Origin of the sequence: Pelomicrobium sp. G1 (assembly GCF_051905455.1) — a bacterium.
In the GTDB taxonomy this organism is placed as follows: Bacteria; Pseudomonadota; Gammaproteobacteria; order Burkholderiales; family UBA6910; genus Pelomicrobium.
This window is the reverse complement of the sequence record NZ_JBQACR010000004.1, coordinates 85,984-111,780: the sequence shown is the minus strand read 5'-3', so window position 1 is coordinate 111,780 and position 25,797 is coordinate 85,984. Positions and strand designations below refer to the sequence as shown.

The 25,797-nt window shown below is 67.1% G+C and carries 15 protein-coding genes and 2 pseudogenes; all 17 read left to right on the top strand.

Annotation, left to right across the window (positions count from 1 at the left end; genetic code table 11):
- The first annotated feature begins 105 nt into the window (after window positions 1–105).
- Window positions 106–405, top strand: a complete 300-nt coding sequence (locus ACTFO6_RS05825) for a nucleotidyltransferase family protein (RefSeq protein WP_439933511.1) — start codon at window positions 106–108, stop codon at window positions 403–405.
- Window positions 395–739, top strand: coding sequence for a HepT-like ribonuclease domain-containing protein (locus ACTFO6_RS05820; protein WP_439933510.1), 345 nt, complete (start codon window positions 395–397; stop codon window positions 737–739). Before ACTFO6_RS05825 ends, ACTFO6_RS05820 begins: the two co-directional genes overlap by 11 nt.
- A 247-nt stretch (window positions 740–986) precedes the next feature.
- Complete coding sequence (locus ACTFO6_RS05815; protein ID WP_439933508.1) at window positions 987–2,150, top strand: Fic family protein; 1,164 nt, start codon at window positions 987–989, stop codon at window positions 2,148–2,150.
- Window positions 2,151–2,219: 69 nt separating this feature from the next.
- Window positions 2,220–3,341, top strand: coding sequence for a DEAD/DEAH box helicase (locus tag ACTFO6_RS05810; protein ID WP_439933507.1), 1,122 nt, complete (start codon window positions 2,220–2,222; stop codon window positions 3,339–3,341).
- Window positions 3,342–3,466: 125 nt separating this feature from the next.
- Window positions 3,467–4,423: pseudogene (locus tag ACTFO6_RS05805) on the top strand (type I restriction-modification system subunit M); the annotation flags it as partial.
- 14 nt (window positions 4,424–4,437) lie between these two features.
- Window positions 4,438–8,007, top strand: a complete 3,570-nt coding sequence (locus ACTFO6_RS05800) for a helicase-related protein (protein WP_439933506.1) — start codon at window positions 4,438–4,440, stop codon at window positions 8,005–8,007.
- A gap of 179 nt (window positions 8,008–8,186) precedes the next feature.
- Window positions 8,187–8,828, top strand: a complete 642-nt coding sequence (locus ACTFO6_RS05795) for an ATP-binding protein (protein WP_439933505.1) — start codon at window positions 8,187–8,189, stop codon at window positions 8,826–8,828.
- Window positions 8,825–12,544 (top strand): DUF559 domain-containing protein, encoded by a 3,720-nt coding sequence (locus ACTFO6_RS05790; RefSeq protein ID WP_439933504.1) that lies wholly within the window; start codon window positions 8,825–8,827, stop codon window positions 12,542–12,544. Before ACTFO6_RS05795 ends, ACTFO6_RS05790 begins: the two co-directional genes overlap by 4 nt.
- A gap of 33 nt (window positions 12,545–12,577) precedes the next feature.
- Window positions 12,578–12,835 carry a hypothetical protein gene (locus ACTFO6_RS05785; protein WP_439933503.1) on the top strand — a complete coding sequence of 86 codons (258 nt, stop codon included), beginning with the start codon at window positions 12,578–12,580 and terminating at the stop codon, window positions 12,833–12,835.
- Window positions 12,835–13,245 (top strand): type II toxin-antitoxin system VapC family toxin, encoded by a 411-nt coding sequence (locus tag ACTFO6_RS05780; RefSeq protein ID WP_439933623.1) that lies wholly within the window; start codon window positions 12,835–12,837, stop codon window positions 13,243–13,245. Before ACTFO6_RS05785 ends, ACTFO6_RS05780 begins: the two co-directional genes overlap by 1 nt.
- Window positions 13,246–13,260: 15 nt before the next feature.
- A complete protein-coding gene (locus tag ACTFO6_RS05775; protein ID WP_439933502.1) occupies window positions 13,261–16,584 on the top strand; it encodes a Swt1 family HEPN domain-containing protein in 3,324 nt (1,107 codons plus the stop codon).
- A 10-nt stretch (window positions 16,585–16,594) separates the two neighbouring features.
- A pseudogene (locus tag ACTFO6_RS05770) lies at window positions 16,595–17,434 on the top strand (type I restriction enzyme subunit R domain-containing protein); the annotation flags it as partial.
- Window positions 17,435–17,523: 89 nt separating this feature from the next.
- Entirely contained in the window at window positions 17,524–18,981 is a 1,458-nt protein-coding gene (locus ACTFO6_RS05765) for an ATP-binding protein (RefSeq protein WP_439933501.1), read from the top strand.
- 44 nt (window positions 18,982–19,025) lie between these two features.
- Window positions 19,026–22,658 (top strand): hydantoinase B/oxoprolinase family protein, encoded by a 3,633-nt coding sequence (locus tag ACTFO6_RS05760; protein WP_439933500.1) that lies wholly within the window; start codon window positions 19,026–19,028, stop codon window positions 22,656–22,658.
- Window positions 22,659–22,835: 177 nt separating this feature from the next.
- On the top strand, window positions 22,836–23,354 hold the full coding sequence (locus ACTFO6_RS05755; protein ID WP_439933499.1) for an LPS-assembly lipoprotein LptE: 519 nt from the start codon (window positions 22,836–22,838) through the stop codon (window positions 23,352–23,354).
- 54 nt (window positions 23,355–23,408) lie between these two features.
- Entirely contained in the window at window positions 23,409–24,458 is a 1,050-nt protein-coding gene (gene holA / locus ACTFO6_RS05750; RefSeq protein ID WP_439933498.1) for a DNA polymerase III subunit delta, read from the top strand.
- Between the two features lie 10 nt (window positions 24,459–24,468).
- Window positions 24,469–25,743 carry a glutamate-5-semialdehyde dehydrogenase gene (locus tag ACTFO6_RS05745; protein WP_439933497.1) on the top strand — a complete coding sequence of 425 codons (1,275 nt, stop codon included), beginning with the start codon at window positions 24,469–24,471 and terminating at the stop codon, window positions 25,741–25,743.
- The last annotated feature ends 54 nt before the right edge of the window (window positions 25,744–25,797 follow it).

Genomic DNA, 25,797 nt, shown 5'->3' with positions numbered 1-25,797 from the left:
CTTTCGCACCTAAGGGCGTTGGGCTTCCTTGGCGATGCACAAGTCCATCTATTGCGATGCGCTCTGCAGCCGGGGAGAATGCAACGGGATAGCGGATAGGCGGCCATGAAAAGGGACGAAGCCATTCAAAAGCTGCGGCAGCATTTCCCCGAGCTGCGGGAACGCTTCGGGGTGGCCCATCTGTCCGTTTTCGGCTCGGTGGCGCGCGACGAGGCCGGACCGGAGAGCGACGTGGATATCCTCGTCGAGTTTTCGCCCGATGCCCGGGTTGGCTTGTTCGGCCTCATCGAGTTGCAGCAGCGTCTGGAGGAGCTACTCGGCTGCAAGGTGGACGTCGGTACGCCGCAAGGTCTAAGGCCGCGCATCCGGGATCGTGTGCTCAGTGAGGCCGTGCATGTCGCCTAGGAAATGGCCGCGCCGGCTTGAGGACATCCTCGACGCGATTTCCGAAATCCGATCCTTCGTGGCCGGTATGCCGTACGACCAATTCCGTTCGGACGCCAAAACGCTCAAGGCCGTGGAGGCCGATCTGATGATCATCGGCGAAGCGGCCGGCCATATTCCCGATGACGTGCAGCAAGCGAATCCTGAGGTGCCTTGGCATCTCATGCGAGCGATGCGGAACCGTATCGTGCACGTCTATTTCGATATCGACCCGCGTATCTTGTGGGACACCATCCAGCAAGACCTGCCACTTCTGGAAAAAGCGATCAAAAAGCTCTTGGAGAAAGACAATTGATTCCTGGGGCGGCGGAGGCTACGGGAAAGCCGTTGTCGGCCAGTCGATGAAACGCTTCCTGGTGGTGCCGGGGGCGGGTCAACCTCATTGGGTTAGCCATCAGGGCACGGGCGCTTGGGCACCGGCCAAGCCCTGCTTGCCCGTTCGGGTTGCGCATCAGGGCGAGCTTATTTAAGCTTCTGCCATAAAGTCTTAATAAAAAGCATCCCTATTTCACATCGTTGATTAATGAGGAGCCCCCGCCCCCATGAAGCGGGGCGAAACCGGCAGATATGAGGTGATCGCCGTTGCGGGAGAGAGGGTTCGCGCGCTCATCCCCGCGCCCCTGCCTCCAGTGCCTCCCCTTGTCTTCGACGGAGCCCTTCAGCAGGCGTTGGAAGCTGCGGTGCTGGCGCTCGGCCGGCTGGACGGCGTCTCCACCTTACTGCCGGATAAGTCTTTGTTTCTCTATGCTTATGTTCGGAAGGAGGCGGTCCTCTCGTCCCAGATCGAGGGGACGCAATCCTCCCTCTCGGACTTGCTCCTGTTCGAGCTTCACGAAGCGCCCGGCGTGCCGCTCGATGACGTGGTGGAGGTGTCGAACTACGTGGCCGCACTCGAGCACGGCTTGCGCCGCTTGCGTGGGGGGTTTCCCCTTTCGAGCCGTCTGATTCGCGAAATCCACGGCGTACTGATGTCAAGCGGCCGCGGAAGTCACAAGGAGCCGGGCGAATTTCGCCGTTCGCAGAACTGGATCGGGGGCGGCCGTCCGGGTAACGCCACCTTTGTTCCGCCGCCGCATACAGCGGTGCCCGACTGCATGTCCGATCTCGAGCGCTTCTTGCACGCCACGGACAATGGCCTTCCCGCGCTTGTCCGGGCCGGGCTCGCCCACGTGCAATTCGAAACGATCCACCCGTTTCTCGACGGCAACGGACGCGTCGGGCGGATGCTCATCACATTCCTGCTGTGCCACGCGGGCGTTTTGCGCGAGCCCCTTCTCTACCTGAGCCTCCACTTCAAGCAGAATCGCAGCGCCTATTACGAATTATTGGATCGAGTGCGCCGCGAGGGCGACTGGGAAATGTGGCTGGAATTCTTCCTCAAGGGCGTCCAACAGGTGGCCGAAGGCGCGGTCTCGACGGCCGAGCGGCTTTCCGAACTGTTCCGAACGGACCGAGGGCGGATCGAAGCGGCGTGCCGGCGCGCCGGCTCGGCTCTGCGCGTGCACGAGGCGCTCAAGGCGCGGCCGATTCTCTCCATGCCCGACGTTTGCAATGCGACCCGCCTGTCGTTCCCGGCCGCCTCCTCGGCCATGGAACTGCTCTGCGGGCTCGGCATCGCGAAAGAGCTGTCCGGCAAGCGGCGCAATCGCCTCTTCGTGTACGACCGCTATCTTGCCATCCTGAACGAAGGAACGGAGCGGCCATGAGCGTCGAGATCTCCGAAGGCTTGTCCGAGGGGGACAGAGTGAGCGTGACCTGCGCAGTAAAGACACTCCATGGGTGAGAGGCTTCTACGAGAAGGCCAGATTCTCACCGGCTCGTTATTCAGCGAGCCGATGCGGGTGGAGACCGTGCGCGCGAACGGCCCGGACACGTGGGTAGCCGGCCTCGTCGGCACGCAATCGGAGCGGTTCCGCAAGGTCACGCTCACGCGTCGCGATCTCCAGAATCTCACCATCCTGGACGCGCGGCATACCTACGACGGCGACGGGCGTCTCCTTCGCCTCGGCCTGCAGGCGTACGCTCTCGGCATCGCCTACGAGTTCGATCCGTACTTCGGCCTTTCGATCTCCCGCGTGGACCCGCTGCCGCACCAGCTCGAGGCGGTCTACGACTACCTCTTGAAGCTCCCGCGGGTCCGGTTCCTGCTGGCGGATGACGCCGGGGCCGGGAAGACGATCATGGCGGGCCTGCTCATCCGTGAACTCGAACTCCGGGGTTTGGCCGAGCGCATTCTGATTGTCTGTCCTGCCAACCTCACGTTCCAATGGCAGCGCGAGCTGAAGGAGAAGTTCGACGAGAAGTTTCTCGTGCTGAAGGGCAGCGACATCCGGGATCAGTTCGGGGTCAACCAGTGGCTGAAGCAGAAGCGGGTCATCGCTTCGCTCGACCTCGCCAAGCGGCACGAGATCCTGCCGGGGTTGCGGCAGGTCCATTGGGACCTCGTCATCGTGGACGAGGCGCACCGCATGTCGGCGTCCGACGAGAGCCACAAAAGCCTGCGCTACAAGCTGGGCGAGCTTCTGCGGGACACGTCGGATCACCTGCTGCTGACTGCCGCGCCGCAGTCGGGCATCGAGGATGCCTTTCCCTTGCTCCCCGGGCTTCCGCGCCCCGAGTTCGCCGAGTGGAATGTCGGCAGCCTGCATGATACGCAGCGCATCGAGCTCCATTTCGTCCAGCGCACCCGCCGCGACATCGAGCAGACCTGGAAGGGTGACGCCTCTTTTGCGAAGCGGAAGCCGGCCGACGCGACCTACAAGCTCTCCGATCCGTGCCGCGAGCCTTCGAGCGCGCCTACGCGTTTTGCTCGGAGATCGTGCGCACCGGTGAGCGCCTGGAGGCGCGCAAGCGCCGCGTGCGCTACTGGGGTGCGCTCGCGCTTCTGCGCTGCGTGATGTCGAGTCCGGCTGCGGCGTTGGCGGGCGAAACGAGGTACCGGGCTAAGGTGGGCACGCGGCTTCGGAGAGAGCGAACGATTTAAAGTTGGTGTTGAGACGTTATGAAAGGAACGAAGAGAGTCATGGCCAAACAACAGAGCGCCACCTCCGCTAACCTGGGCTTCGAGGCGGAGCTCTGGGCGGCGACAAATGCCCTGCGCGGCTCGATGGACGCCGCCGAGTACAAGCACGTCTTCCTCGGGCTCATCTTTCTCAAGTACATCTCCGACGCTTTCGAGGAGCAGCATGCGAAGCTCGTCGCTGAGCAGGCCCAGGGCGCCGACCCCGAGGACCCGGACGAGTACCGGGCGGAGAGCATCTTCTGGGTCTCGCCCGAGGCCAGCTGGTCCGAGCTGCAGAGGAATGCTCGCCAGCCTACCATCAGCGAGCTCGTGGACCATGCCATGGCGGCCGTCGAGCGTGACAACCCCTCGCTCAAGGGGGTGCTCCCCAAGGACTACGCCCGGCCTGCCCTCGACAAGCAGCGCCTCGGGCAACTCATCGACCTCATTTCCAACATTCACCTGGACAGGGGCGACAACCACGCCCGGGACATCCTGGGCCGGGTCTACGAGTACTTCCTGACGCAATTCGCCAGCGCCGAGGGCAAGAAGGGCGGCGAATTCTACACCCCCCGGTGTGTGGTACGGCTCCTCGTGGAGATGCTCGAACCCTTCCAGGGCTGCGTCTACGACCCCTGCTGCGGCTCGTCAGGCATGTTTGTGCAGTCGGTGGAGTTCATCGAAGCGCACGCCACCGGAAACGGCAATAGCGGCCGCGCCCGCAGCCAGATCAGCATCTACGGCCAGGAGTCGAACTACACCACCTGGCGCCTCGCCAAGATGAACCTCGCCATCCGCGGCATCGAGGGGAGAATCGCCCCCGGCGACACCTTCCACAACGACCGCTTCCCAAACCTCAAGGCCGACTTCATCCTCGTCAATCCCCCGTTCAACGTCTCCGACTGGGGCGGCGAGCGGCTGCGCGACGACAAGCGCTGGAAGTACGGCGTGCCGCCCAAGGGCACCGCCAACTTCGCACAGGCCCGTGCTGTATGAAACTCGAAGACCTCACGCCCGGAGCGAGCGTCCGCGGCATCCTGCCCGATGCCGCCGTCACCGTCGTGAACGTGCAGTGGCACGGCTCCGACGCGCTCACGCTGGTCTATCGTGATCCTGCCGGCAAGTTGGCGGATGAGATCCTCTACCGCCACGACGAGCAGCGCCTCGAGATCGTCGAGCAAGGTCGCCCATGGAGCTTCGACGGCGACGGTACGACGTTCCGCTTGGTCGCCGAGGCGCATCGCATCCGGCTCGCACACCTCTTCGACCCCGTGCTCGCGGTCCACACGTCGCTCGTCGAGCCGCTGCCCCATCAGATCACGGCGGTCTACGAGGCGATGCTTCCTCGTCAGCCGCTGCGCTTCCTGCTCGCCGACGATCCGGGTGCCGGCAAGACGATCATGGCCGGACTCCTCATCAAGGAACTCATTGCGCGAGGTGATCTCAAGCGTTGCCTCATCGTCTGTCCCGGAAGCCTCGTCGAGCAGTGGCAGGACGAACTGGCGCGGAAGTTCCACCTCCCGTTCGAGATTCTGACCAACGACAAGCTGGAAGCGGCCCGCACCGGAAACTGGTTCCTGGAGAACGACCTCGTCATCGCGCGACTGGACAAGCTCGCACGCAACGAGGATGTGCAGCAGAAGCTCGCCGCACCGGACAACCGTTACGACCTCGTGGTATGCGACGAGGCACACAAGCTCTCCGCGACCTTCTTCGGCGGCGAGGTGAAGTACACCAAACGCTACCGCCTCGGGCAGCTTCTCTCCGGCATAACGCGCCACTTCCTGCTGATGACCGCCACGCCGCACAACGGCAAGGAGGAGGACTTCCAGCTCTTCCTCGCGCTGCTCGACGGCGACCGGTTCGAGGGGAGGTTCCGCGACGGCGTGCACCAGGTGGACGTCTCCGACCTGATGCGGCGCATGGTGAAGGAGAACCTTCTCAAGTTCGACGGCACGCCGCTCTTTCCGGAACGCATCGCGTACACGGTGCCCTACAAGCTCTCGCCGGCGGAGGCTCGCCTCTATAAGGAAGTCACGGAATACGTACGCGAGGAGTTCAATCGCGCCGAAGCGCTGCAGAACGATAAGCGCGCCGGCACGGTCGGCTTCGCGCTCACGATCCTGCAACGCCGCCTCGCCTCGTCACCCGAAGCTATCTATCAGTCACTGCGTCGGCGTCGCGAACGGTTGGAGAAACGCCTTCGCGAGCTGGAACTGATGCAGCGGGGTGCGATGTCGGCACCCGTGACGGGAGGGCCGATTCTCGACCCTGAAGATGTCGAAGACCTGGAGGACGCCCCTGAGAACGAGGTCGAAGCCGTTGAGGAGGAGATTCTCGACCAGGCAACTGCAGCGAGCACCATCGCCGAACTCAAGCTGGAGATCGAGACGCTCGCTCGCCTCGAAGCCCTCGCCGCCGAAGTACGCCGCAGCGGTCAGGACACCAAGTGGCGCGAGCTGTCGCAGCTCCTGGGCGAGATCTTCACGCCCGCCGCGCTCACAGCCGGCGAGCCCGATCCGCCGCCGTACGACGCCCGCTCCATCCCAAAGCCCGCGCGCTCGCCACGCCAGAAGCTCGTGATCTTCACCGAGCACCGCGACACCCTCGCCTACCTCGAGCAGCGGATCGGTTCCCTACTCGGACGGCCCGGAGCGATCTCGGTCATCCACGGGGGAATGGGTCGCGAGGAGCGGCGCAAGGCGCAGGAGAGCTTCCTGCACGACCCCGAAGTGCGCGTGCTGCTCGCGACCGACGCCGCGGGCGAGGGCATCAACCTTCAGCGCGCGCATCTGATGGTGAACTACGACCTGCCGTGGAATCCGAACCGCCTCGAGCAGCGCTTCGGCCGCATCCACCGCATCGGTCAGACCGAGGTCTGCCACCTGTGGAACCTCGTCGCCGAGGAAACGCGCGAGGGAGATGTCTATCGGCGTTTGCTGGAGAAACTCGAAGAGGCGCGCGCGGCACTCGGCGGCCAGGTCTTCGACGTGCTCGGCAAGCTCCAGTTCGAGGGGCGGCCTCTGCGCGAGCTCATGATCGAGGCCATCCGCTACGGCGACCGGCCGGAAGTGCGCGCGCGACTCACCCGTGCCGTGGAGCGCGCGGTCGAGAAGGATCGGCTCCGGGACCTGTTGGAAGAGCGCGCGCTCGCGCACGACGCGATGGATGCGAGCCGGGTCGCGCGCGTGCGCGAGGACATGGAGCGCGCCGAAGCGCGGCGCCTGCAACCGCACTACATCGAGTCGTTCTTCCTCGAAGCGTTCCGGCGACTGGGCGGCACCGCCCGGGAGCGTGAGCCGCGACGCTACGAGCTGACGCACGTGCCCGCGCCGGTGCGCAAGCGCGACCGGCAGATCGGCGCCGGAGATCCGGTGCTCGCCCGTTACGAGCGCATCGTCTTCGAGAAGCCGCTCATCGCGCCCCCGGGTAAACCGCTCGCGGCCTTCATCTGCCCCGGCCATCCGCTGCTCGACGCTGTGCTCGATCTCACGCTGGAGCGCCACCGCGACCTCTTGAGACGCGGTGCAGTCCTCGTGGACGAACGCGATCCCGGAACGGCGCCGCGCGTGCTGTTCTTCCTGGAGCACGCGATTCAGGACGCGACGGCGCTCCCATCCGGGGAACGGCGCGTGATTTCGCGCCGCATGCTCTACGTCGAAATGGACCAGGCAGGCAACACGCGGCACCTGCACTACGCGCCGTACCTCGACTACCGGCCGCTCGCCGAAGGCGAGCCCGACGCCGCGACGCTGCTCGCGCGCCCCGAGGCCGCGTGGATCACGCGGGACTTGGAGCAGCGCGCCCAAGGCCACGCCATCGCCCACGTCGTACCGGAGCATGTGAAGGAAGTGCGGGATCGCCGTCTCGCGTGGATCGAGAAGACGCGCGCGGCGGTGAAGGACCGGCTCACGAAGGAGATCGCCTACTGGGATCACCGCGCCGAAGAGCTCAAGGCGCAGGAACAAGCCGGCAAGGCCGGCGCGCGGCTCAACTCCCAGGAAGCGCGGCGCCGGGCCGACGAGTTGCAGGCGCGTCTGGGACGCCGCCTCGCTGAGCTCGATCGTGAGGCACAGATTTCGGCGCTACCGCCCGTGGTGCTCGGCGGTGTCGCGGTCGTGCCCATGGGGCTGCTCGCCAAGGTGATGGGTCGGGCAGCGCTAACGGCAGCAACCCCCGTCGATACGCAAGCGAGCGCGACCCGGGCACGCGCCCTCGTGATGGAGATCGAGCGCCGGCTGGGCTTCGAGCCGGTCGACCGCGAGCACGAGAAGCTCGGCTACGACATCGAAAGCCGCGATCCCAGAACGGGCCGTCTCCGGTTCATTGAGGTAAAGGGGCGCATCGCCGGCGCTGACGCGGTGACGGTGACGAAGAACGAGATTCTCTACTCGCTCAACAAGCCCGACGACTTCATCCTCGCGATGGTCGAGTTCCATGACGACGGCGGCCATCGCGTCCGTTACCTGCGTCAGCCGTTACGGCGCGAGCCGGACTTCGGCGTCACCAGCGTCAACTACAACTTCGCGGAGTTGCTCGCGCGGGCGACGGACCCGAATTGACGATTCATGTGATGAATGAATATCATTCACGCGATGAAAACGCTGCCTCGTCTGGTTGGCGCCGCCCTGGCCGAACGGCTGCGCGTGATGCCGGCGGTCGTGGTTAGTGGCGCGCGCTGGCCCGGCGCGGCGGCTACCCCACCCCGGCGCTGGCGCTCCGCACCGCCGCCGAGCGTGCGGTGTGGTTCGACGGCTACGTGCGTACTTATCTCGAGCGCGACCTCCAGGAGCTGGCCGCGATCTCGGCGCTGCCCGACTTCCGCCGGCTGATGCGCGCGGCGAGCCTCCGGCTGGGCCAGCTCCTCAACCAGACCGAGCTGGCCCGCGACGTGGCGCTGCCGCAGCCCACGGTGCACCGCTGGCTCAACCTGCTCGAGACCTCGTACCTGCTCGTGCGCCTGCCGGCCTACGCGGTCAACCGCACCAAGCGCCTGATCAAGTCGCCCAAGCTCTACTGGAATGACACCGGCCTCGCACTGCATCTCGCGGGCGTGGATGCGCCGGGCGGTGCGCATCTCGAAAACCTCGTGCTCGGCGACCTGCTCGCCTGGCGCGACGCGCGGCTCGAGCGCCCCGAGCTCTGCTATTGGCGCACCACGCTGGGTGAGGAGGTGGACTTCGTGATCGAGACCGGCGGCAAGCTCCTGCCCATCGAGGTCAAGGCCACCGCGCGCCCGCGCCTCCCCGACGCCGCGCACCTGCGGACGTTCCGCAAGGAGTACGGCAGAAAGGCACGCGCCGGGCTCCTGCTCCACACCGGGACGACGCTCGAGTGGCTGGCTCCCGACGTGCTCGCTGCGCCGTGGTGGAGGGCGCTGTGAAGAAGAAGCTCATCGAAGTCGCCCTCCCCCTCGAATCCATCAACAAGGCCGCCGCGCGGGAGAAGTCCATCCGCCACGGCCACCCCAGCACCCTGCACCTGTGGTGGGCGCGCCGGCCCCTAGCTGCTGCCCGGGCGGTGATCTTCGCCCAGATTGTGGACGACCCCTCGGCGGTGCCCGAGGAGTTCCCCACCCCCGAAGCGCAGGAGCGCGAGCGCCGGCGGCTCTTCCGCATCATCGAAGAGCTGGTTCAGTGGGAAAACACCACCAACGAAGCCGTGCTGGAGAAGGCGCGCGCCGAGCTCTGGAAGAGCTGGCGGCGAACCTGCGCAGACAACGCGAACCATCCGCGGGCGAAGGAGCTGTTCGACCCCGAGAAACTCCCCGCCTTCCACGACCCCTTCGCCGGCGGCGGCGCCTTGCCGCTCGAAGCGCAGCGGCTGGGCCTGGAGGCCTACGCCAGCGACCTCAATCCGGTGGCGGTGCTCATCAACAAGGCCATGATCGAGATTCCGCCCAAGTTTGCCGGCAAGCCGCCCGTACATCCTCCCTCTCCCAGCGGGAGAGGGGATGGGGGTGAGGGCTTGTTCCAGCGCGGTTGGCGGGGCGCACAGGGCCTGGCCGAGGACGTGCGCTACTACGGCCAGTGGATGCGCGACGAGGCCGAGCGGCGCATCGGCCACCTGTACCCGAAGATCGAGATCACCCGCGAGATGGTGGAAGACCCCATCAACCCCCGGCCTGACCTCGCGCCGCTCGTCGGCCAGAAGCTCACCGTGATCGCCTGGCTGTGGGCGCGCACGGTCAAGAGCCCCAACCCGGCCTTCGCGCATGTGGACGTGCCGCTCGCTTCGACGTTCATGCTCTCGACCAAGGCAGGCAAAGAGGCCTACGTCGAGCCGGTGATCGAGGACGGCGGCTACCGCTTCACCGTCAAGGTGGGTAAGCCCAAGGACCCGGAGGCGGCGAAGAACGGAACATCGGCTGGCAAGCGTGCGGCGTTCAAGTGCTTGATGTCCGGCGCGCCGATTCCCTACGACTACATCCGGGGCGAGGGCCAGGCCGGGCGTATGGGCGCACGGCTGATGGCGATCGTCGCCGAAGGCCCGAACGGACGCGTGTATCTGCCGCCCACGCCAGAACACGAAGCGATTGCGCGGGAGGCGAAACCGACGTGGAAGCCGGAGGTTGCGATGCCCGAGAACCCGCGCGACTTCAAGACACCGCTCTACGGCCTCACGACCTACGGCGACCTCTTCACCCCGCGCCAGTTGGTGGCGCTGACGACCTTCTCCGACCTGGTGGGCGAGGCGATGGAGCGGGTTAAGCGCGACTACCTGAGGGCGATGGGTGAGGAGGCCCCCACCCCAGCCCTCCCCCAGAAGGAGATGATAGCCCCCACCCCAGCCCTCCCCCGCTGGGGGAGGGAGCCATTCTCCTCCCCCCAGCGGGGGGAGGACGGGAGGGGGGTCAATACCCAGCGGGGGGAGGACGGGAGGGGGGCCAATACCCAGCAGCAAGAGACCAGGGGGGCAGCATCGGAAGCCGGCATGGGGGCCACCGAGGCACAATTCTGGCAGCCTACGCCGGTTCCCCCAGCCCTGTTGCAGGCTGCGCGTGACCTGCGCAAGACCATGACCGATGCGGAACAGTTGTTGTGGCAGTGTTTGCGCGGGAAGCAGTTGGGCGGTTTTAAATTTCGCAGGCAGCATCCCATTGACCGCTTCGTTCTGGATTTCTACTGTCCTGCGGCAAGATTAGCGATCGAGCTGGACGGCAGTCAGCACAACACCGAGCAAGGCCGGGCAGCCGATGCGGAGCGCACCGCCTGGTTGAATGCACAGGGTATTCGCGTGTTGCGTTTCTGGAACAGTGAGGTGTTCAACAACCTCGAGGGTGTGATCACCACCATTTGGGAGGCCCTGCATGCTTACTCCGACGTTGGCCCCCACCCCAGCCCTCCCCCAGCGGGAGATGTTGACCCCCACCCCAGCCCTCCCCCAGCGGGAGATGTTGACCCCCACCCCAGCCCTCCCCCTCCGGGGGAGGGAGCTATGATCCTCCCCCCAGCGGGGGGAGGACGGGAGGGGGGCCTTCCCCTCCGCGACGGCGGCGCTGGCGCCCAGGCCTACGCCGAGGCCGTGGGGATTTATTTGGCGTTTGCGGTGGATAAGGTTGCGGACTACTGGTCCACGATTTGTACCTGGCATTCAAGTAAGGAGCTGATTCGCAACACGTTTGGCCGCCAGGCAATCCCCATGATGTGGGACTTTGCCGAGGCTAATCCCTTCTCCGAGTCCAGCGGCAACTGGATGGCAATGGTGGACTGGACGTGGAAGGCCACAGAAGTGTTGCCAGCCCAATCTGCGGGGGCCTCGAGCCAAGCTGACGCCCACACCCAGGCCGTCAGCACCAACAAGCTCGTCTCCACCGACCCGCCCTACTACGACAACATCGGCTACGCCGACCTGTCGGACTTCTTCTACGTCTGGCTGCGGCGCTCGCTGCGCGGCGTCTTCCCCGATCTGTTCGCCACGCTCGCTGTGCCCAAGGCCGAGGAGCTGGTCGCTACGCCTTACCGCCACGGCAGCAAGGAGAAGGCCGAGCAGTTCTTCCTTGACGGCATGACCCAGGCCCTGCACCGCCTGGCCGAGCAGGCCCACCCGGCCTTCCCGGTCACCATCTACTACGCCTTCAAACAATCCGAAACCGCCTCCCCTCCCCCGCTGGGGGAGGGGCAGGGTGGGGGCCAAAGCTCCCCAGCGGGGGAAGGGCAGGGTGGAGGCACCACTAGCACCGGCTGGGAGACCTTCCTCGAGGCCGTGATCCGCGCTGGCTTCGCCATCAGCGGCACCTGGCCGATGCGGACCGAAATGAAGACCCGCCAGATTGCGATGGGCACTAACGCCCTCGCGTCCAGCATCGTCCTGGTCTGCCGCCCGCGCACCCCCTCCCTTCTTCCCTCCCCCAGCGGGGGAGGGGTAGGGTGGGGGACCGCCACCCGCCGCGAGTTCGTCGCCGCGCTCAAGGCCGAGCTGCCCGCGGCGCTCGCCGAGCTGCAAAAGGCCAACATCGCCCCGGTGGATCTGGCGCAGGCCGCCATCGGCCCCGGCATGGCTGTCTACACGCGCTACGCCAAGGTCCTGGACGCCGAGGGCAAGCCGCTCACGGTGCGCGAGGCGCTAGCGCTCATCAACCAGATCCTCGACGAGGTTCTGGCCGAACAGGAGGGAGACTTCGACGCCGATAGCCGCTTTGCCATCGCCTGGTTCGAGCAGTACGGCTTTGCCGAAGGCGAGTTCGGTGTGGCCGAGACGCTCTCCAAGGCCAAAAACACCAGCGTGGCGGGCTTGGCCGAGGCGGGCATTCTCGAATCCAGGCGCGGCAAGGTGCGGCTCCTCAAGCCAAGCGAGCTGCCCGCGGACTGGGACCCCGCCACGGACATGCGCCTCACGGCGTGGGAGATGGTCCACCACCTGATCCGCGTCCTCGAATCCGGCGGAGAGAGCGCGGCCGGAGGGCTCGTCGCAAAGCTCGGCAGCAAGGCCGAGACCGCGCGCGAGCTGGCCTACCGTCTCTACACGATCTGCGAACGCAAGAAGCGCGCGGCGGAAGCGCTCGCCTACAACGGGCTCGTGCAGAGCTGGCCGGAAATCGCTCGGCTGGCACAGGACGCTCCGGCGGCGGTGCCCGCTCAGACCGACCTGGACATTTGACGGCAATACGGGAATACGGTTAACATGCTTTCCATGAAAGCCACCATCGACATCCCCGACGAGCTGTACCGCAAGGTCAAGGCCAAGAGCGCACTGCTCGGCAAGCCGGTGCGCGAGGTGACGGTCGAACTGTTTCGACAGTGGGTCGAAGGGGCCGAAGCGGCACCGCCGCCGGCAGGCGCCGACTGGCTGGAGGAGTTCAGGAAGCTGCAGATCCCCGCCGGCGCTGCCGGCCCGACTGCGCGCGACATCCTCGAGGAAGGGCGTAACCGCCTGGAGCCGGGACGGTGATGACGGTCGATGCCAGCGTCTGGATCGGCTTTCTCGACCGCAACGACCCCTTCAATACTTCGAGCGACGCGCTGCTGCGGCGACTGCAGTCGTCGAGCACGCCCTACTACAGCCCGGCGTTCGCCGCCCTCGAGATCGCCTGCGCCTTGGCGCATCGGCAGCGCGACGCACAGGCGGGCATCGCGGCAGCCGCCCTTCTGCGCCGCAACGGTCAGTTGCGGCTCGTCGAAACGTCGAGACTCCAGCCTCTCGCCGAAGAGCTGGGCTGCCGGCTCTTCCTGCGCGGGGCGGATGCGCTGTACGCCGCGACGGCCGAACTCACCGCAACGCCGCTGGTGAGCTGGGACCGCGAGCTGATCGAGCGTGCCGGCGCGCTCACGCCCGAGCAGTGGCTGGCGCAGTACGGGTAACAAGAGTCGAACCGTATGGCCATCACCAACCACGAACGGATCGGCAAGGCGATGGAGCTGCTGCGCGCGGGGCTCGCGCCGTTCGTCGAGCGCGAGGTGCAGGCGGCGGTCAAGGCAGGCACGGTCCGCATCGAGGCGGTGCAGCGCTTCGCCGAAGACCCGCTGATCGGGAAGAGGCCCATCGCGCAATGGGACGTGGCTGCGTTGCTCAAGCTGATGTGGGAGACATGGAACGACGTGTTCGGCCGCACGTTGGGCCGCGCCGAGCGCTCGCTGGTGCAGGAGCTGCGCGACTGGCGCAACAAGTGGGCGCATCAGGAGCCATTCTCGAGCGATGACGCCGACCGCGCGCTTGATTCGATGGCTCGTCTGCTCAGCGCTGTCTCCGCGCCGCAGGCCGACGAGATCGGCAAGATGAAGATGGAGCTGCGCCGGCTCGTCTTCGACGAGCAGGTCCGCAGCGAGAAGCGCAAGGCCGGCGGCTCCCTCATCGAGGCGGCGGCGACAGGCACGCTCAAGCCCTGGCGCGAGGTCGTGACTCCACACGCGGACGTGGCAAGCGGGCGCTACCAGCAGGCCGAGTTCGCGGCCGACTTGTGGCAGGTACACCTGGGCCAGGGCAGCGACGAGTACCAACAACCCACCGAGTTCTTTCGCCGCACCTTCCTCACCGAAAGCCTTAAGCGGCTGCTGGTGGGGGCTGTGCAGCGCCTGTCGGGCACCGGCGGCGACCCGGTGGTGCAGCTCCAGACCAATTTCGGCGGTGGCAAGACCCACTCCATGCTGGCGCTGTATCACCTCTTTAGCGGTGCCGCACCGGGCGATCTCGCCGGTATCGACGCGGTGATGGCCGAAGCGGGGGTGAAGGCGCTACCCAGGGTGCGGCGGGTGGTGCTGGTAGGCAACAAGATCTCGCCTGGTAACCCCATGCGCAAGTCCGACGGCACGCTGGTGCGCACGCTGTGGGGCGAGCTGGCCTGGCAACTGGGCGGGCGCGAGGCGTACGAGCGCATTCGCGAAGACGACGAGCGGGCTACCAGCCCCGGCGATGCGCTGCGCGAGCTGTTTGTAGAGTACGGCCCCTGCCTCATTCTGATCGACGAGTGGGTGGCCTATGCCCGCCAACTGCACGACGCCGCCGACCTGCCGGGCGGGAGCTTCGAGACGCAGTTCACGTTTGCCCAGGTACTCACCGAGTCGGCCAAGCTCGCGGGCAACTGTCTGCTTGTGATCTCGCTGCCGGCGTCCGACACGCAGGGCTCGCCGCACACCCAAGCCGATGACGTGGAGGTGGGTGGCATCCGCGGGCGCGAAGCGCTCGATCGACTCCGCAATGTCGTGGGGCGCGTCGAGTCGTCGTGGCGACCGGCTTCGGCCGAGGAAGGGTTCGGGATCGTGCGGCGGCGGCTCTTCGAGCCGCTTTCGGGTCCGGAGGCGTTCAAGCAGCGTGACGTGACGGCGCGCGCGTTCGCGGACCTATACCGCGCGCAGGCTGCCGAGTTCCCGCCCGAGTGCAGGAGCGGCGACTACGAGAGGCGCATTCAGGCCGCCTACCCCATTCACCCGGAGGTCTTCGACCGGTTGTACGAGGACTGGTCGACGCTGGTGAAGTTCCAACGCACGCGCGGTGTGCTGCGGCTCATGGCCGCTGTCATCCACTGCTTGTGGGAGAAGGGTGACCGGAACCCGCTGATCCTGCCTTCGACAATCCCGATGGACGACCCACGCGTGCAGTTCGAGCTCACGCGGTATCTGTCGGACAACTGGGTGCCAATCATCGAGAAGGACGTGGACGGTCCGAACTCACTGCCGCTCAAGATCGACGGCGAGGTGCCGAACCTCGGCAAGCTGCACGCCACGCGGCGTGTGGCTCGGACTATCTTCCTCGGCTCCGCACCGACGGCGGCCGCCGCGCACCGCGGGCTCGAAGACCGCCGGGTGAAGCTTGGCTGCGTGATGCCGGGCGAGTCGGCGGCCGTGTTCGGCGATGCACTGCGCCGGCTCGCCTCCGCGGCGACCTACCTCTACCAGGACGGGCCGCGCGTCTGGTACGCGACGCAGCCCACGGTCACGAAGCTCGCGGAGGACCGCGCGGAGCAGTTGAAGCGCGACCCGGACAAGGTGGCCGTGGAGCTCGAAAAGCGCATCCGCGCCGACATCCAGAAGAAGGGCGACTTCTCGCGCGTGCATCCGCTGCCGCGAACCGGAGCGGACGTGCCCGACGATCTCGACGCGCGGCTCGTCGTGCTCCCGCCCGAGCACGCGTACACGAGGGAGAGCGGCAACGCCGCCGAGCAAGCGGCGCGGACGATTCTGGAATCTCGCGGCAACGCACCGCGCCTCTATCGCAATACGCTCGTGTTCCTGGCGGCGGACAAGATCCGCATGCAGGACCTGGACGAGGCTTTGCGCAAGTACCTCGCGTGGGCGTCCATCGTCGCGGAGAAGGAAACGCTCGACCTGAGCCCGTTCCAGGTCCGGCAGGCCGAGACGCAGAAACAGGCGGCGGACGCGGCCGTGGCGGCGCGGCTGCCGGAAACCTACCAGTGGATTCTGGTGCCCGAGCAGAAGTCGCCGCAGGCACCGATCCAGTGGCAGGCGCTGCGGCTTGCCGGGTCGGATGCGCTCGCGGTGCGAGCGAGCAAGAAACTCAGAAGCGAAGAGCTGCTCGTGGCGAACCTCGGGTCAACGATTCTGCGCAAGCACCTGGACGAGGTGCCGCTGTGGCGCGGTGACCATGTTGCAGTCCGGCAGCTCGTCGAGGACTTCGCGCGCTACCTGTACCTGCCCCGTCTCGCGGGTCCCGAGGTGTTGGTGCAGGCGATCCGCGAGGGCGTGGCGCTCCTGACCTGGCAGTCCGACACCTTCGCGTACGCCGAGAGCCACGACGAGGTGAGTGGCAGGTATCGCGGTCTGCGCGCCGGTCAGCAGATCAGCGTTGGCGCTGAAGATGCCGGGCTGCTCGTCAAGTCGGATGTCGCTCGCCGCCAGCTCGACGCGGAGGTGCCGCAGTCGAAGCCGCCGGGTAGCGGCCCCGCTCGGAGCGAACCGCCGACGAGCGGAACCACGGGCGGCGCGGCGCCGCAGCCCGCCACACCTGTCCTGGCACGTCGATTCCACGGCACCGTGCGTCTCGATCCAGCGCGCGTCGGGCGCGACGCTGGACGAATCGCCGAAGAGGTGATCGCCCATCTCGTGGGACAGCCCGGCGCGGAGGTGACGGTCACGCTGGAAATCGACGCGCGACTCCCGAGCGGGGTCAACGAACAGACCGTGCGCGCGGTGACGGAGAACAGCCGCACCCTGAAGTTCGAATCGCACGGATTCGAGAACGAGTAGCCATCCAGCGGCGCACCGCAGCCGGTACGACTTCATCGACGGCTTCGGCGACGCCCCGCCACACGCCTCCTTCATCGGCTTCACCGACACGCCCATCGAGCTCGCCGACGCCAACACCCGCGCCGTCTTCGGCGACTACATCGGCATCTACGACATCCAGCGCGCGGTCGAGGACGGCGCCACAGTCCCGATCTACTACGAAAGCCGGCTGGCCAGGCTAGCACTCGACGAGGCGGAGCGACCGAAGGTCGACCCTGACTTCGAGGAGATCACTGAGGGCGAGGAGGTCGAAGGCAAAGAGATCAAGACGAAATGGGCGCAGCTCGGGGCCATCGTCGGGGCCGAAAAGCGCCTGAAGCTCCTCGCGCAAGACATTGTCGAGCACTTCGAGCGGCGGCTGGAGGCGATGGACGGCAAAGCGATGGTCGTCTGCATGAGTCGGCGCATCTGCGTGGAGCTTTACCGCGAGCTGGTGCGGGTCCGTCCGGAGTGGACCGGCGATGACGACGCCCGAGGCGTCATCAAGGTCGTGATGACCGGCTCGGCATCCGATCCGTCCGATTGGCAGCCCCACATCCGCAACAAGCCGCGGCGCGAGGCGCTCGCCAAGCGCTTTCGTGACCCGAACGATCCGTTCCGGCTCGTGATCGTCCGCGACATGCGGTTGACCGGCTTCGATTGCCCGAGTCTACATGCGATGTAACTGGACAAGCCGACGCGGGGGCACGGGCTGATGCAGGCCATCGTGCGAGTGAACCGTGTGTTTCGCGACAAGCCCGGCGGGTTGGACGTGGACTCCTTGGGACTCGCCTACGAGTTGAAAGGGGCCCTGGCGACCTACACCGAGAGCTGAGGCACACGCCGCACAGAAATTTTCTTAAAACATGATTATAAGTCAAGTACACTTGACTTAAATTAGCAAAATAGGATAATCGGGCTGTGATCACCTCACCCCAGGAGGTCATGGCCGTCCTCCGGCAGTACAACCCATGGTGGTTGGGGCTGCCGGTGCCTGATTTGCCCGCCTGGCGCCGGGCGGTGTTCCGGGAACTCGATTTCTGGCTGCGCACGCCGCCCGCCCATCGGGCGGTGCTGCTTTCCGGCGCGCGCCAGGTGGGTAAGACCACGCTGCTCTTGCAGGCCATCGAAGCGCTGGTCAAGGGCGGTGTGCCGCGGCAAAACATCCTGTACGCCACGTTCGACCACCCGTTGCTGAAGCTCGCGGGGCTCGATGGTGTCTTGAAGCTGTGGCGCGAGTTCGAGCCGGCCGCCGAGGGACCGGAATACCTCTTTCTCGACGAGATCCAGTTCATGCGCGGCTGGCAAACCTGGCTCAAGCACCAGGTGGATTTCGAGAAGCAGCGCCGGATCGTCGTGACCGGCTCGGCGACGCCGCTGGTGGAGGAGGGCCAGGAATCAGGCGTGGGGCGCTGGCACACCCTCAAGCTCGCCACGCTTTCTTTCTACGAATACCTGCAGATCAAGAAGCTGCCGCAGCCGCCGCTGCCGGAGGTGGCCTCGCTCGCTCAGCTCCTCGACTGGACGCCGGCGCAATTCGCACGGGCCGCCGAGCAGGCCCGCCCGCTGATGGCGCATTTTCACGAGTACTTGCTGCGCGGCGGCTTTCCTCAGTGCGCGCTGGTGCCGAGCGTGGATCTGGCGCAGAAGCTTTTGCGCGAAGACATCGTGGACAAGGTGCTCAAGCGCGACATGACGGCCCTGTTCGGCGTGCGGCGGGTGCTAGAGCTGGAGCAGACCTTTCTCTATCTGTGCCTGCACGACGGCGGGCTGCTCGACATGGTGGACCTGGGCAAAAACCTCGAGGTCAAGAAGCCCACGGCGCAGAATTACCTCACGCTCCTGGAATCCACGCACCTGATCCACCGGCTCCCGCCCCACGGCTATGGCAAGGAGATCTTGCGCGCGCGCTACAAAGCGTATCTGGCCGACGCCGCCATCGCGCCGAGCGTTCTGCTCAAGGGCAAGGCGATGCTGGACGATCCTGTCGCGGTGAGCCGCGCAGTAGAGACAGCCTTCTTCAAGCACGTTTTTACGCGCTACTACGCGCTGAGCATCGGCTTTGCCTACTGGCGTAACCGCCGCAACGAAGAGGTGGATATCGTCGCCGACGTCCGAGGGCAGCTCGTGCCGTTCGAAGTGAAATACAGCCGCCAGCACACGGGCCTCGGCGAGCTCAAGGGCATGGCGGCCTTCTGCACGGAAAAGCGGGTGCCCCGGGGCTATGTCATCACGCGGGAGCTTTCCGATTTCAGCGTCCTGGCGCTGCCGGACTCGCCGGCCGGCACCCGGCTGCTCAAGATTCCAGCGGTGCTCGCCTGCTACTGGCTGGGGCAATCGGAACTGCTCGGGGCGCGCAGACAGGAGCTCGAAGAGTGAACCGGTTTGGCCGGAGACTCAAGAGGCTCCTCTGTAACCGATTCATGGATGCAAACCGGGGCAAGTGGCAGTTCTGGATCGACCGCGGCGGCACGTTCACCGACGTGGTGGCGCGCACGCCCGAGGGCGAGCTCCGGACGCTCAAGCTCCTGTCGGAAGCCCCCGGCCGCTACCAGGACGCCGCGGTGGAGGGCATCCGCCGCATGATGGGGCTCGCGCCCGGCGCGCCGATCCCCGCCGAGGAGATCGACGTGGTCAAGATGGGCACCACGGTGGCCACCAATGCGCTCCTTACCCGCACCGGGGAACCCACGCTGCTTCTCATCACCCAGGGCTTTGGGGACCAGTTGCGCATCGGCTACCAGAACCGCCCGCGCCTGTTCGATCTGAACATCGTCCTGCCGCAACCCCTCTACCGTCAGGTGGTCGAGGTGCGCGAGCGCCTGAGCGCCCACGGCGAGGTCATCACGCCCCTCGACGAGGCCGCCGCGCGGGAAGCGCTGGAGGCCGCCTACCGGGAGGGTCTGCGCGCGGTCGCCATCGTGCTCGTGCACGCCTGGCGCTACCCGGACCACGAGCGCCGGCTGGCCGATCTCGCCCGAGCAGTGGGTTTCACCCAGGTCTCCGCCTCCCACGAGGTGAGCCCCCTCATGAAGCTCGTCTCGCGAGGCGACACCACTGTGGTGGACGCGTACCTCTCCCCTGTGCTGCGCCGGTACGTGGATCAGCTGGCCGCGGAGCTGGGCGACGTGCGCCTCATGTTCATGCAGTCGAACGGGGGACTTACGGGGGCGCCCCAGTTTCAGGGACGCAACAGCCTCCTCTCGGGCCCGGCGGGGGGCGTGGTGGGCGCGGTGCGCACGGCCCGCGCAGCAGGGTTCGAGAAAATCATCGGCTTCGACATGGGCGGCACCTCCACCGACGTGTGCCACTATTGCGGCGAGCTGGAGCGGGTGTTCGACACCCAGGTGGCGGGCGTGCGGCTGCGGGCGCCGATGCTCGCCATCCACACCGTGGCCGCCGGCGGGGGTTCCATTCTGCGCTTCCACCAGGGCCGGTTCCAGGTGGGACCGGACTCGGCAGGCGCCTTGCCCGGGCCGGCCTGCTACCGCAACGGGGGACCGCTGACCGTCACCGATGCCAACGTGATGCTGGGACGCATCCAGCCCGAGTATTTTCCCAAGGTGTTCGGCCCCGCGGGCGACGAGCCCCTGGACGCCGAGATCGTGCGGGAGAAGTTTGCCGCGCTCGCGCGCGAGATCGAGCGGGAAACGGGTCTCGCCCGCACGCCGGCGCAGGTGGCCGAAGGCTTCATCGAAGTGGCCGTGGCCAACATGGCCAACGCCATCAAGCATATTTCGGTCGCGCGCGGCTACGACGTGAGCGAGTACGTGCTCAACGGCTTCGGCGGCGCGGCCGGTCAGCACGTGTGCCGCGTGGCCGACGCCTTGGGCATCGACACGGTGCTGCTCCATCCCCTGGCCGGGGTGCTATCGGCCTACGGCATCGGGATCGCCGAGGTGACCGCGATGCGCAGCCACGCCGTGGAGCGCCCCTTGACGGCGGCATCCATGGCCCCGCTCGCGGCTACCCTCGACCAACTGGAGCAGGCCGCGCGCGAGGAGCTCGCCGCCCAAGGCATTGGCCAGGCGTCGATCCGCGTCGCGCGGCGCGCGCATGTGCGCTACGAGGGCACCGACACGGCGCTGCCCGTGGACGAGGGCCCGATCGAGGAGATGGTGCGCCGCTTCGAAGCGCTCCACCGCCAACTCTACGGCTTTCTCATGCCGGAGCGGCCCCTGGTGGTGGAGACGGTGTCGGTGGAAGCGGTGGCGCAAGACGAAATTCCCGCCGCGCCTTGCGCGTGGGCGGCACTCCCCGGCGCCCGCGCCGCACGCGGCGAACCGCCTTCTCCCCTGGCCACGGTGCAGATGGTCGTGGCGGGAAGCGCCCGCGCAACGCCTCTGTACCGGCGGGAGTGTTTCGTCCCCGGCCAGCGCGTCCAGGGACCTGCTTTGATCGTCGAAGCGAACGCCACCACGGTGGTGGAGGCCGGCTGGGCGGCCCGGGTGGGCGACCAAGGCGAGCTCGTCCTCACCCGCGCGACGCCCCGCCCACGGCGCGTCGCCCTCGGCACCCAGGCGGACCCGGTGAAGCTGGAGATCTTCAACCATCTTTTCATGTCCATCGCCGAGCAGATGGGCCTGCGGCTTGCCCATACCGCCCATTCGGTCAACATCAAGGAACGGCTCGACTTCTCCTGCGCCGTGTTCGACGGCGAGGGCAACCTGATCGCCAACGCGCCCCATATCCCGGTGCATCTCGGCTCCATGGGGGAAACGGTGAAGCAGGTGATCCGGGACAACGCCGGGCGCATGCGGCCGGGCGACGCTTTTGCGGCCAACGACCCTTACCACGGCGGAACCCATCTTCCGGATGTCACGGTCATCACGCCGGTGTTCGACCGGGACGGCCGGGAGGTCCTGTTCTACGTGGGCTCCCGGGGCCATCACGCCGACATCGGGGGTTTGACTCCCGGCTCCATGCCGCCGCGCTCGACGCGGGTGGAGGAGGAAGGCGTGTTGATCCGCAATTTCCATCTGGTGGACGGAGGCCGCTTCCGCGAGCTGGAACTGCTCGCGCTGCTTTCCTCGGGCCCCCACCCGTGCCGCAATCCGCAGCAGAACCTGGCCGACCTGCGGGCCCAGGTGGCTGCCAACGAGAAAGGCGCGCAGGAGCTGCGCCGCCTGGTGGACCACTACGGGCTGCCGGTGGTGCGCGCCTACATGGACCACGTGCGGGCCAACGCGGCCCAAGCCGTGCGCCAGGCGATCGGCAAGCTCAAAGCCGGCGCTTTCCAACTGGAAATGGACAACGGCGCCGTGATCCGGGTCCGGGTGACGGTGGACCGGAACGCGGGACGCGCCGTGGTGGACTTCACCGGCACCTCCCCGCAACGATCCGACAACTTCAACGCCCCCCGGGCGGTCACGCTGGCCGCGGTGCTGTACGTGTTCCGCACCCTGGTGCAGGAAAACATCCCGCTCAACAGCGGCTGCTTGGAACCCCTCGAGATCATCATTCCGGAAGGGTCCCTGCTCAATCCCCGCCCCCCGGCCGCCGTGGTGGCGGGCAACGTGGAGACGTCCCAGAACATCGTGGACGCCCTTTACGGCGCCTTAGGGGTGCTCGCCGCCTCTCAGGGCACGATGAACAACTTCACCTTCGGCAACGAACGCTACCAATACTACGAGACCCTCGCCGGCGGTGCCGGGGCGGGCCCCGACTTCGACGGGGCGAGCGCCGTGCACACCCACATGACCAACTCCCGCCTCACCGATCCGGAGGTGCTGGAGTGGCGCTTTCCTGTTCTGGTGGAAGCCTTCTCCGTCCGGCGCGGCAGCGGCGGGCGAGGCCGCCATCGGGGCGGCGACGGCGTCACGCGCCGCATTCGCTTCCTGGAGTCCATGACGGTGGGCATCCTCGCGGGACGCCGGCGGATACGACCCTTCGGACTCTTCGGCGGGGAGCCGGGTGCGCCGGGACGGGCATGGATCGAGCGGCGGGACGGGTCGCGGCAGGATCTGGGGGCTACCGACGAAACGGCGGGGGACGCGGGCGACGTCTTCGTCATCGAAACCCCCGGCGGCGGCGGGTACGGAGTTCCCGAAGGATAAGGGCGCCGTCAACCCGCCGCGGAGTACACAAAGGCGGAGAGAAAAAACTTTTTCTCAACGTAAAGGGCGCCAAGAGCAAACAGAAAGAGCGGTCCTTTTACTTCCTTCCCATTCTGTACACCTTTGGCTTTTGCAAAGCGTTTTTTCTCCGCGCCTCGGCGCTATAATCCCCGCACCATGACGATCCTTGAGACCCGGCGCCGGTGGCTGCGCGGTCTCCTAGCTAGCGCGCCCCTTGCCCTGCTCGCCGCGGGCTGCGGCTTTCGGCTGCGGGGCACCCAGGACCTGGCGTTCAAAACGCTTCACGTCACAGGCGGTGACCCCGTTTTCCTGACCGAGCTTAAGCGGGCGGTCGCCGCCGGCACGGGCGCCCGGCTGGTGGACGACTCCAAGGCGGCCGAAGCGGTGCTGTTCATCGACGGCGTCGCCCGGGACCGCCTGATCCTCTCCCTCTCCGGGGCGGGACGGGTGCGGGAGCTGGAGCTGCGGCTGCGGGTACAGTTCCACATGAACGACGCCAAGGGCCAGCCCTTGATCGCCCCGTCCCAGATTTCCCTTAAGCGGGCCCTGACCTACGATGACACCCAGGTGCTGGCCAAGGAACAGGAGGAGGCGCTGCTCTACCGGGACATGCAGAACGACGCGGTCCAACAGATCCTGCTCCGGCTGGCGGCAGTGAGGCCCAAGGCAGGCTGAAGCACCCGCCGCGGAGGCTCGGACCCGAGCCGACCCGCCCCCGCACAGGGAAAATTGCCCTTTTTCGCCGCCATGCCCGTCATCGACTCCGAAGCCCTGCCGGCCCAGCTCGCCAAGCGCTTCGCGCCCCTGTACGCGATCCACGGGGAGGAGCCGCTACTGGCGCAGGAAGCGGCCGACCGCATCCGCGCCCGGGCCAGGGCCCTGGGGTACACGGAGCGGGCGCTTTTCATCGCCGAAGGCGGTTTCGACTGGGGGAGCCTCTCCGCGGCTGGCGCCAGCCTCTCCCTCTTCGGCAGCCGCAAGCTGATCGAACTGCGCGTACCCACCGGACGGCCGGGCGCCGCCGGGGCCGAGGCCCTCGTCGCCTATTGCGAGGGGCTTCCAGCGGACGCGGCGACCCTGATCGAGCTGCCCAAACTGGAGCGTTCCGCTCTCGGGAGCCGCTGGTTCGAGGCCCTAGGGCGGGCAGGCGTCGTGGTGCACGCGAAACCGGTCCCGCGAGAGCAGCTGCCCCGCTGGATCGCCGCGCGCCTTGCCGCCCAGGGCCAGCAGGCGGACGCCGAGACCCTGGCGTTCATGGCCGAGCGGGTGGAAGGCAACCTCCTCGCCGCGTTCCAGGAAGTGCAAAAGCTCGCGCTCCTGTTCCCGCCGGGACCCCTGCCCGGGGAGGCGGTGCGAGCGGCGGTGGCCAACGTGGCCCGCTATGAGCCGGTCCAGTTGGGGGAAGCCCTCTTCGGCGGCGACGTGGCCCGCTTCGCCCGGGTGCTGGAGGGCCTGCGGGGCGAAGGGGCGGCCCTTCCCCTGGTGCTGTGGCAGATCGCCGAAGACGTGCGCGCCGTGGCCCGCCTCCAGTCGGCCCTCTGGCAGGGCAGAAAACGCGATCAGGCGCTGCGGGAAGCGCGGGTGTGGGGTGCGCGCCAAGCCTGGACGCCGGGCGCCGCCCAGCGCTTCGATCCGGCCCGGCTGGACTGGACCCTGCAGGAGCTCGCCCGGCTCGACCGCATGGCCAAGGGGCTCGCCCCCGGGGACGTGTGGAGCGAGCTGGTGCGGCTCGCCCTGACGCTCGCGGACGCATCGGCGGCGCAGGCCAAAACGGTTTAGAATCTGGGTCATGGATCTCTCTTCGGAACGGGACATCAAGGCGTACATGCAGGCGCTGGGGCGCGCCGCAAGGGAAGCGGCGCGCGCCATGGCTAAGGCCGAGACCGCCGCCAAGAACCGGGCCCTGGAGGCCATGGCGGTCGCCATCGAGCGAGCGCAGGAGCGGCTCCTCGCGGAAAACGCCAAGGACGTGGAGGCGGCCCGGGCCAAGGGCCTGGAGCCCGCCCTGATCGACCGGCTGACTTTGACCGCCAAAGGCGTCGCCGCCATGGCGGACGGCTTGCGCCAGATCGCCCAGCTCCCGGACCCGGTGGGGGAGATCATCGACCTCAAGTATCGTCCCTCGGGGATCCGGGTGGGCCGCATGCGGGTGCCGCTGGGCGTGATCGGCATCATTTATGAAGCCCGGCCCAACGTGACCGCCGACGCGGCGGGGCTGTGCCTGAAGGCTGGAAACGCCGCCATCCTGCGGGGCGGGTCGGAGGCGATCCGCTCCAACCAGGCCATCGCCGCTCTGGTGCACGAGGGGCTGGAAGCGGCGGGGCTGCCCCATGCGGCGGTGCAGGTGGTGGAGGTCACCGATCGGGCCGCAGTGGGCGAGTTGATCACCATGAAGGACTACGTGGACGTCATCGTCCCGCGGGGGGGCAAGGGCCTGATCGAGCGCATCTCGAAGGAAGCGCGCATCCCGGTGATCAAGCACCTGGACGGGGTGTGCCACGTCTACATCGACGAGGGCGCCGACCTGGAAAAGGCGATCCGCATCGCCGACAACGCCAAGACCCAGCGTTACGGCACCTGCAACACCATGGAGACGCTGCTCGTCGCCCGCGCCATCGCGCCTGCGGTGCTGCCCCGGCTCGCCCGCCTCTTCCTGGACAAGGGGGTGGAGCTGCGGGGCTGCGAGGAGAGCCGCCGGCTCGTGCCGCAGATGAAGCCGGCCACCGAGGAGGATTGGTACGCCGAGTACCTGGCGCCGATCCTGGCGGTGCGGGTGGTGGACGGGCTGGACCAGGCCATCGACCACATCGCCCGCTACGGCTCCCAGCACACCGACGCCATCGTGACCGAGGACTACACCCGCGCCCTGCGCTTCTTGCGGGAAGTGGACTCCAGCTCGGTTATGGTGAACGCCTCCACCCGCTTCGCCGACGGCTACGAGTACGGCCTAGGCGCCGAGATCGGCATCTCCACCGACAAGCTCCACGCCCGCGGCCCCGTGGGCCTCGAGGGCCTCACCAGCCTCAAGTTCGTGGTGCTGGGGGACGGGCACGTCCGTACCTGATCCGGGTTTTCGATGAAGGGGCTCCGCTCCTTGATCGCTAGGCACATGAGCGCT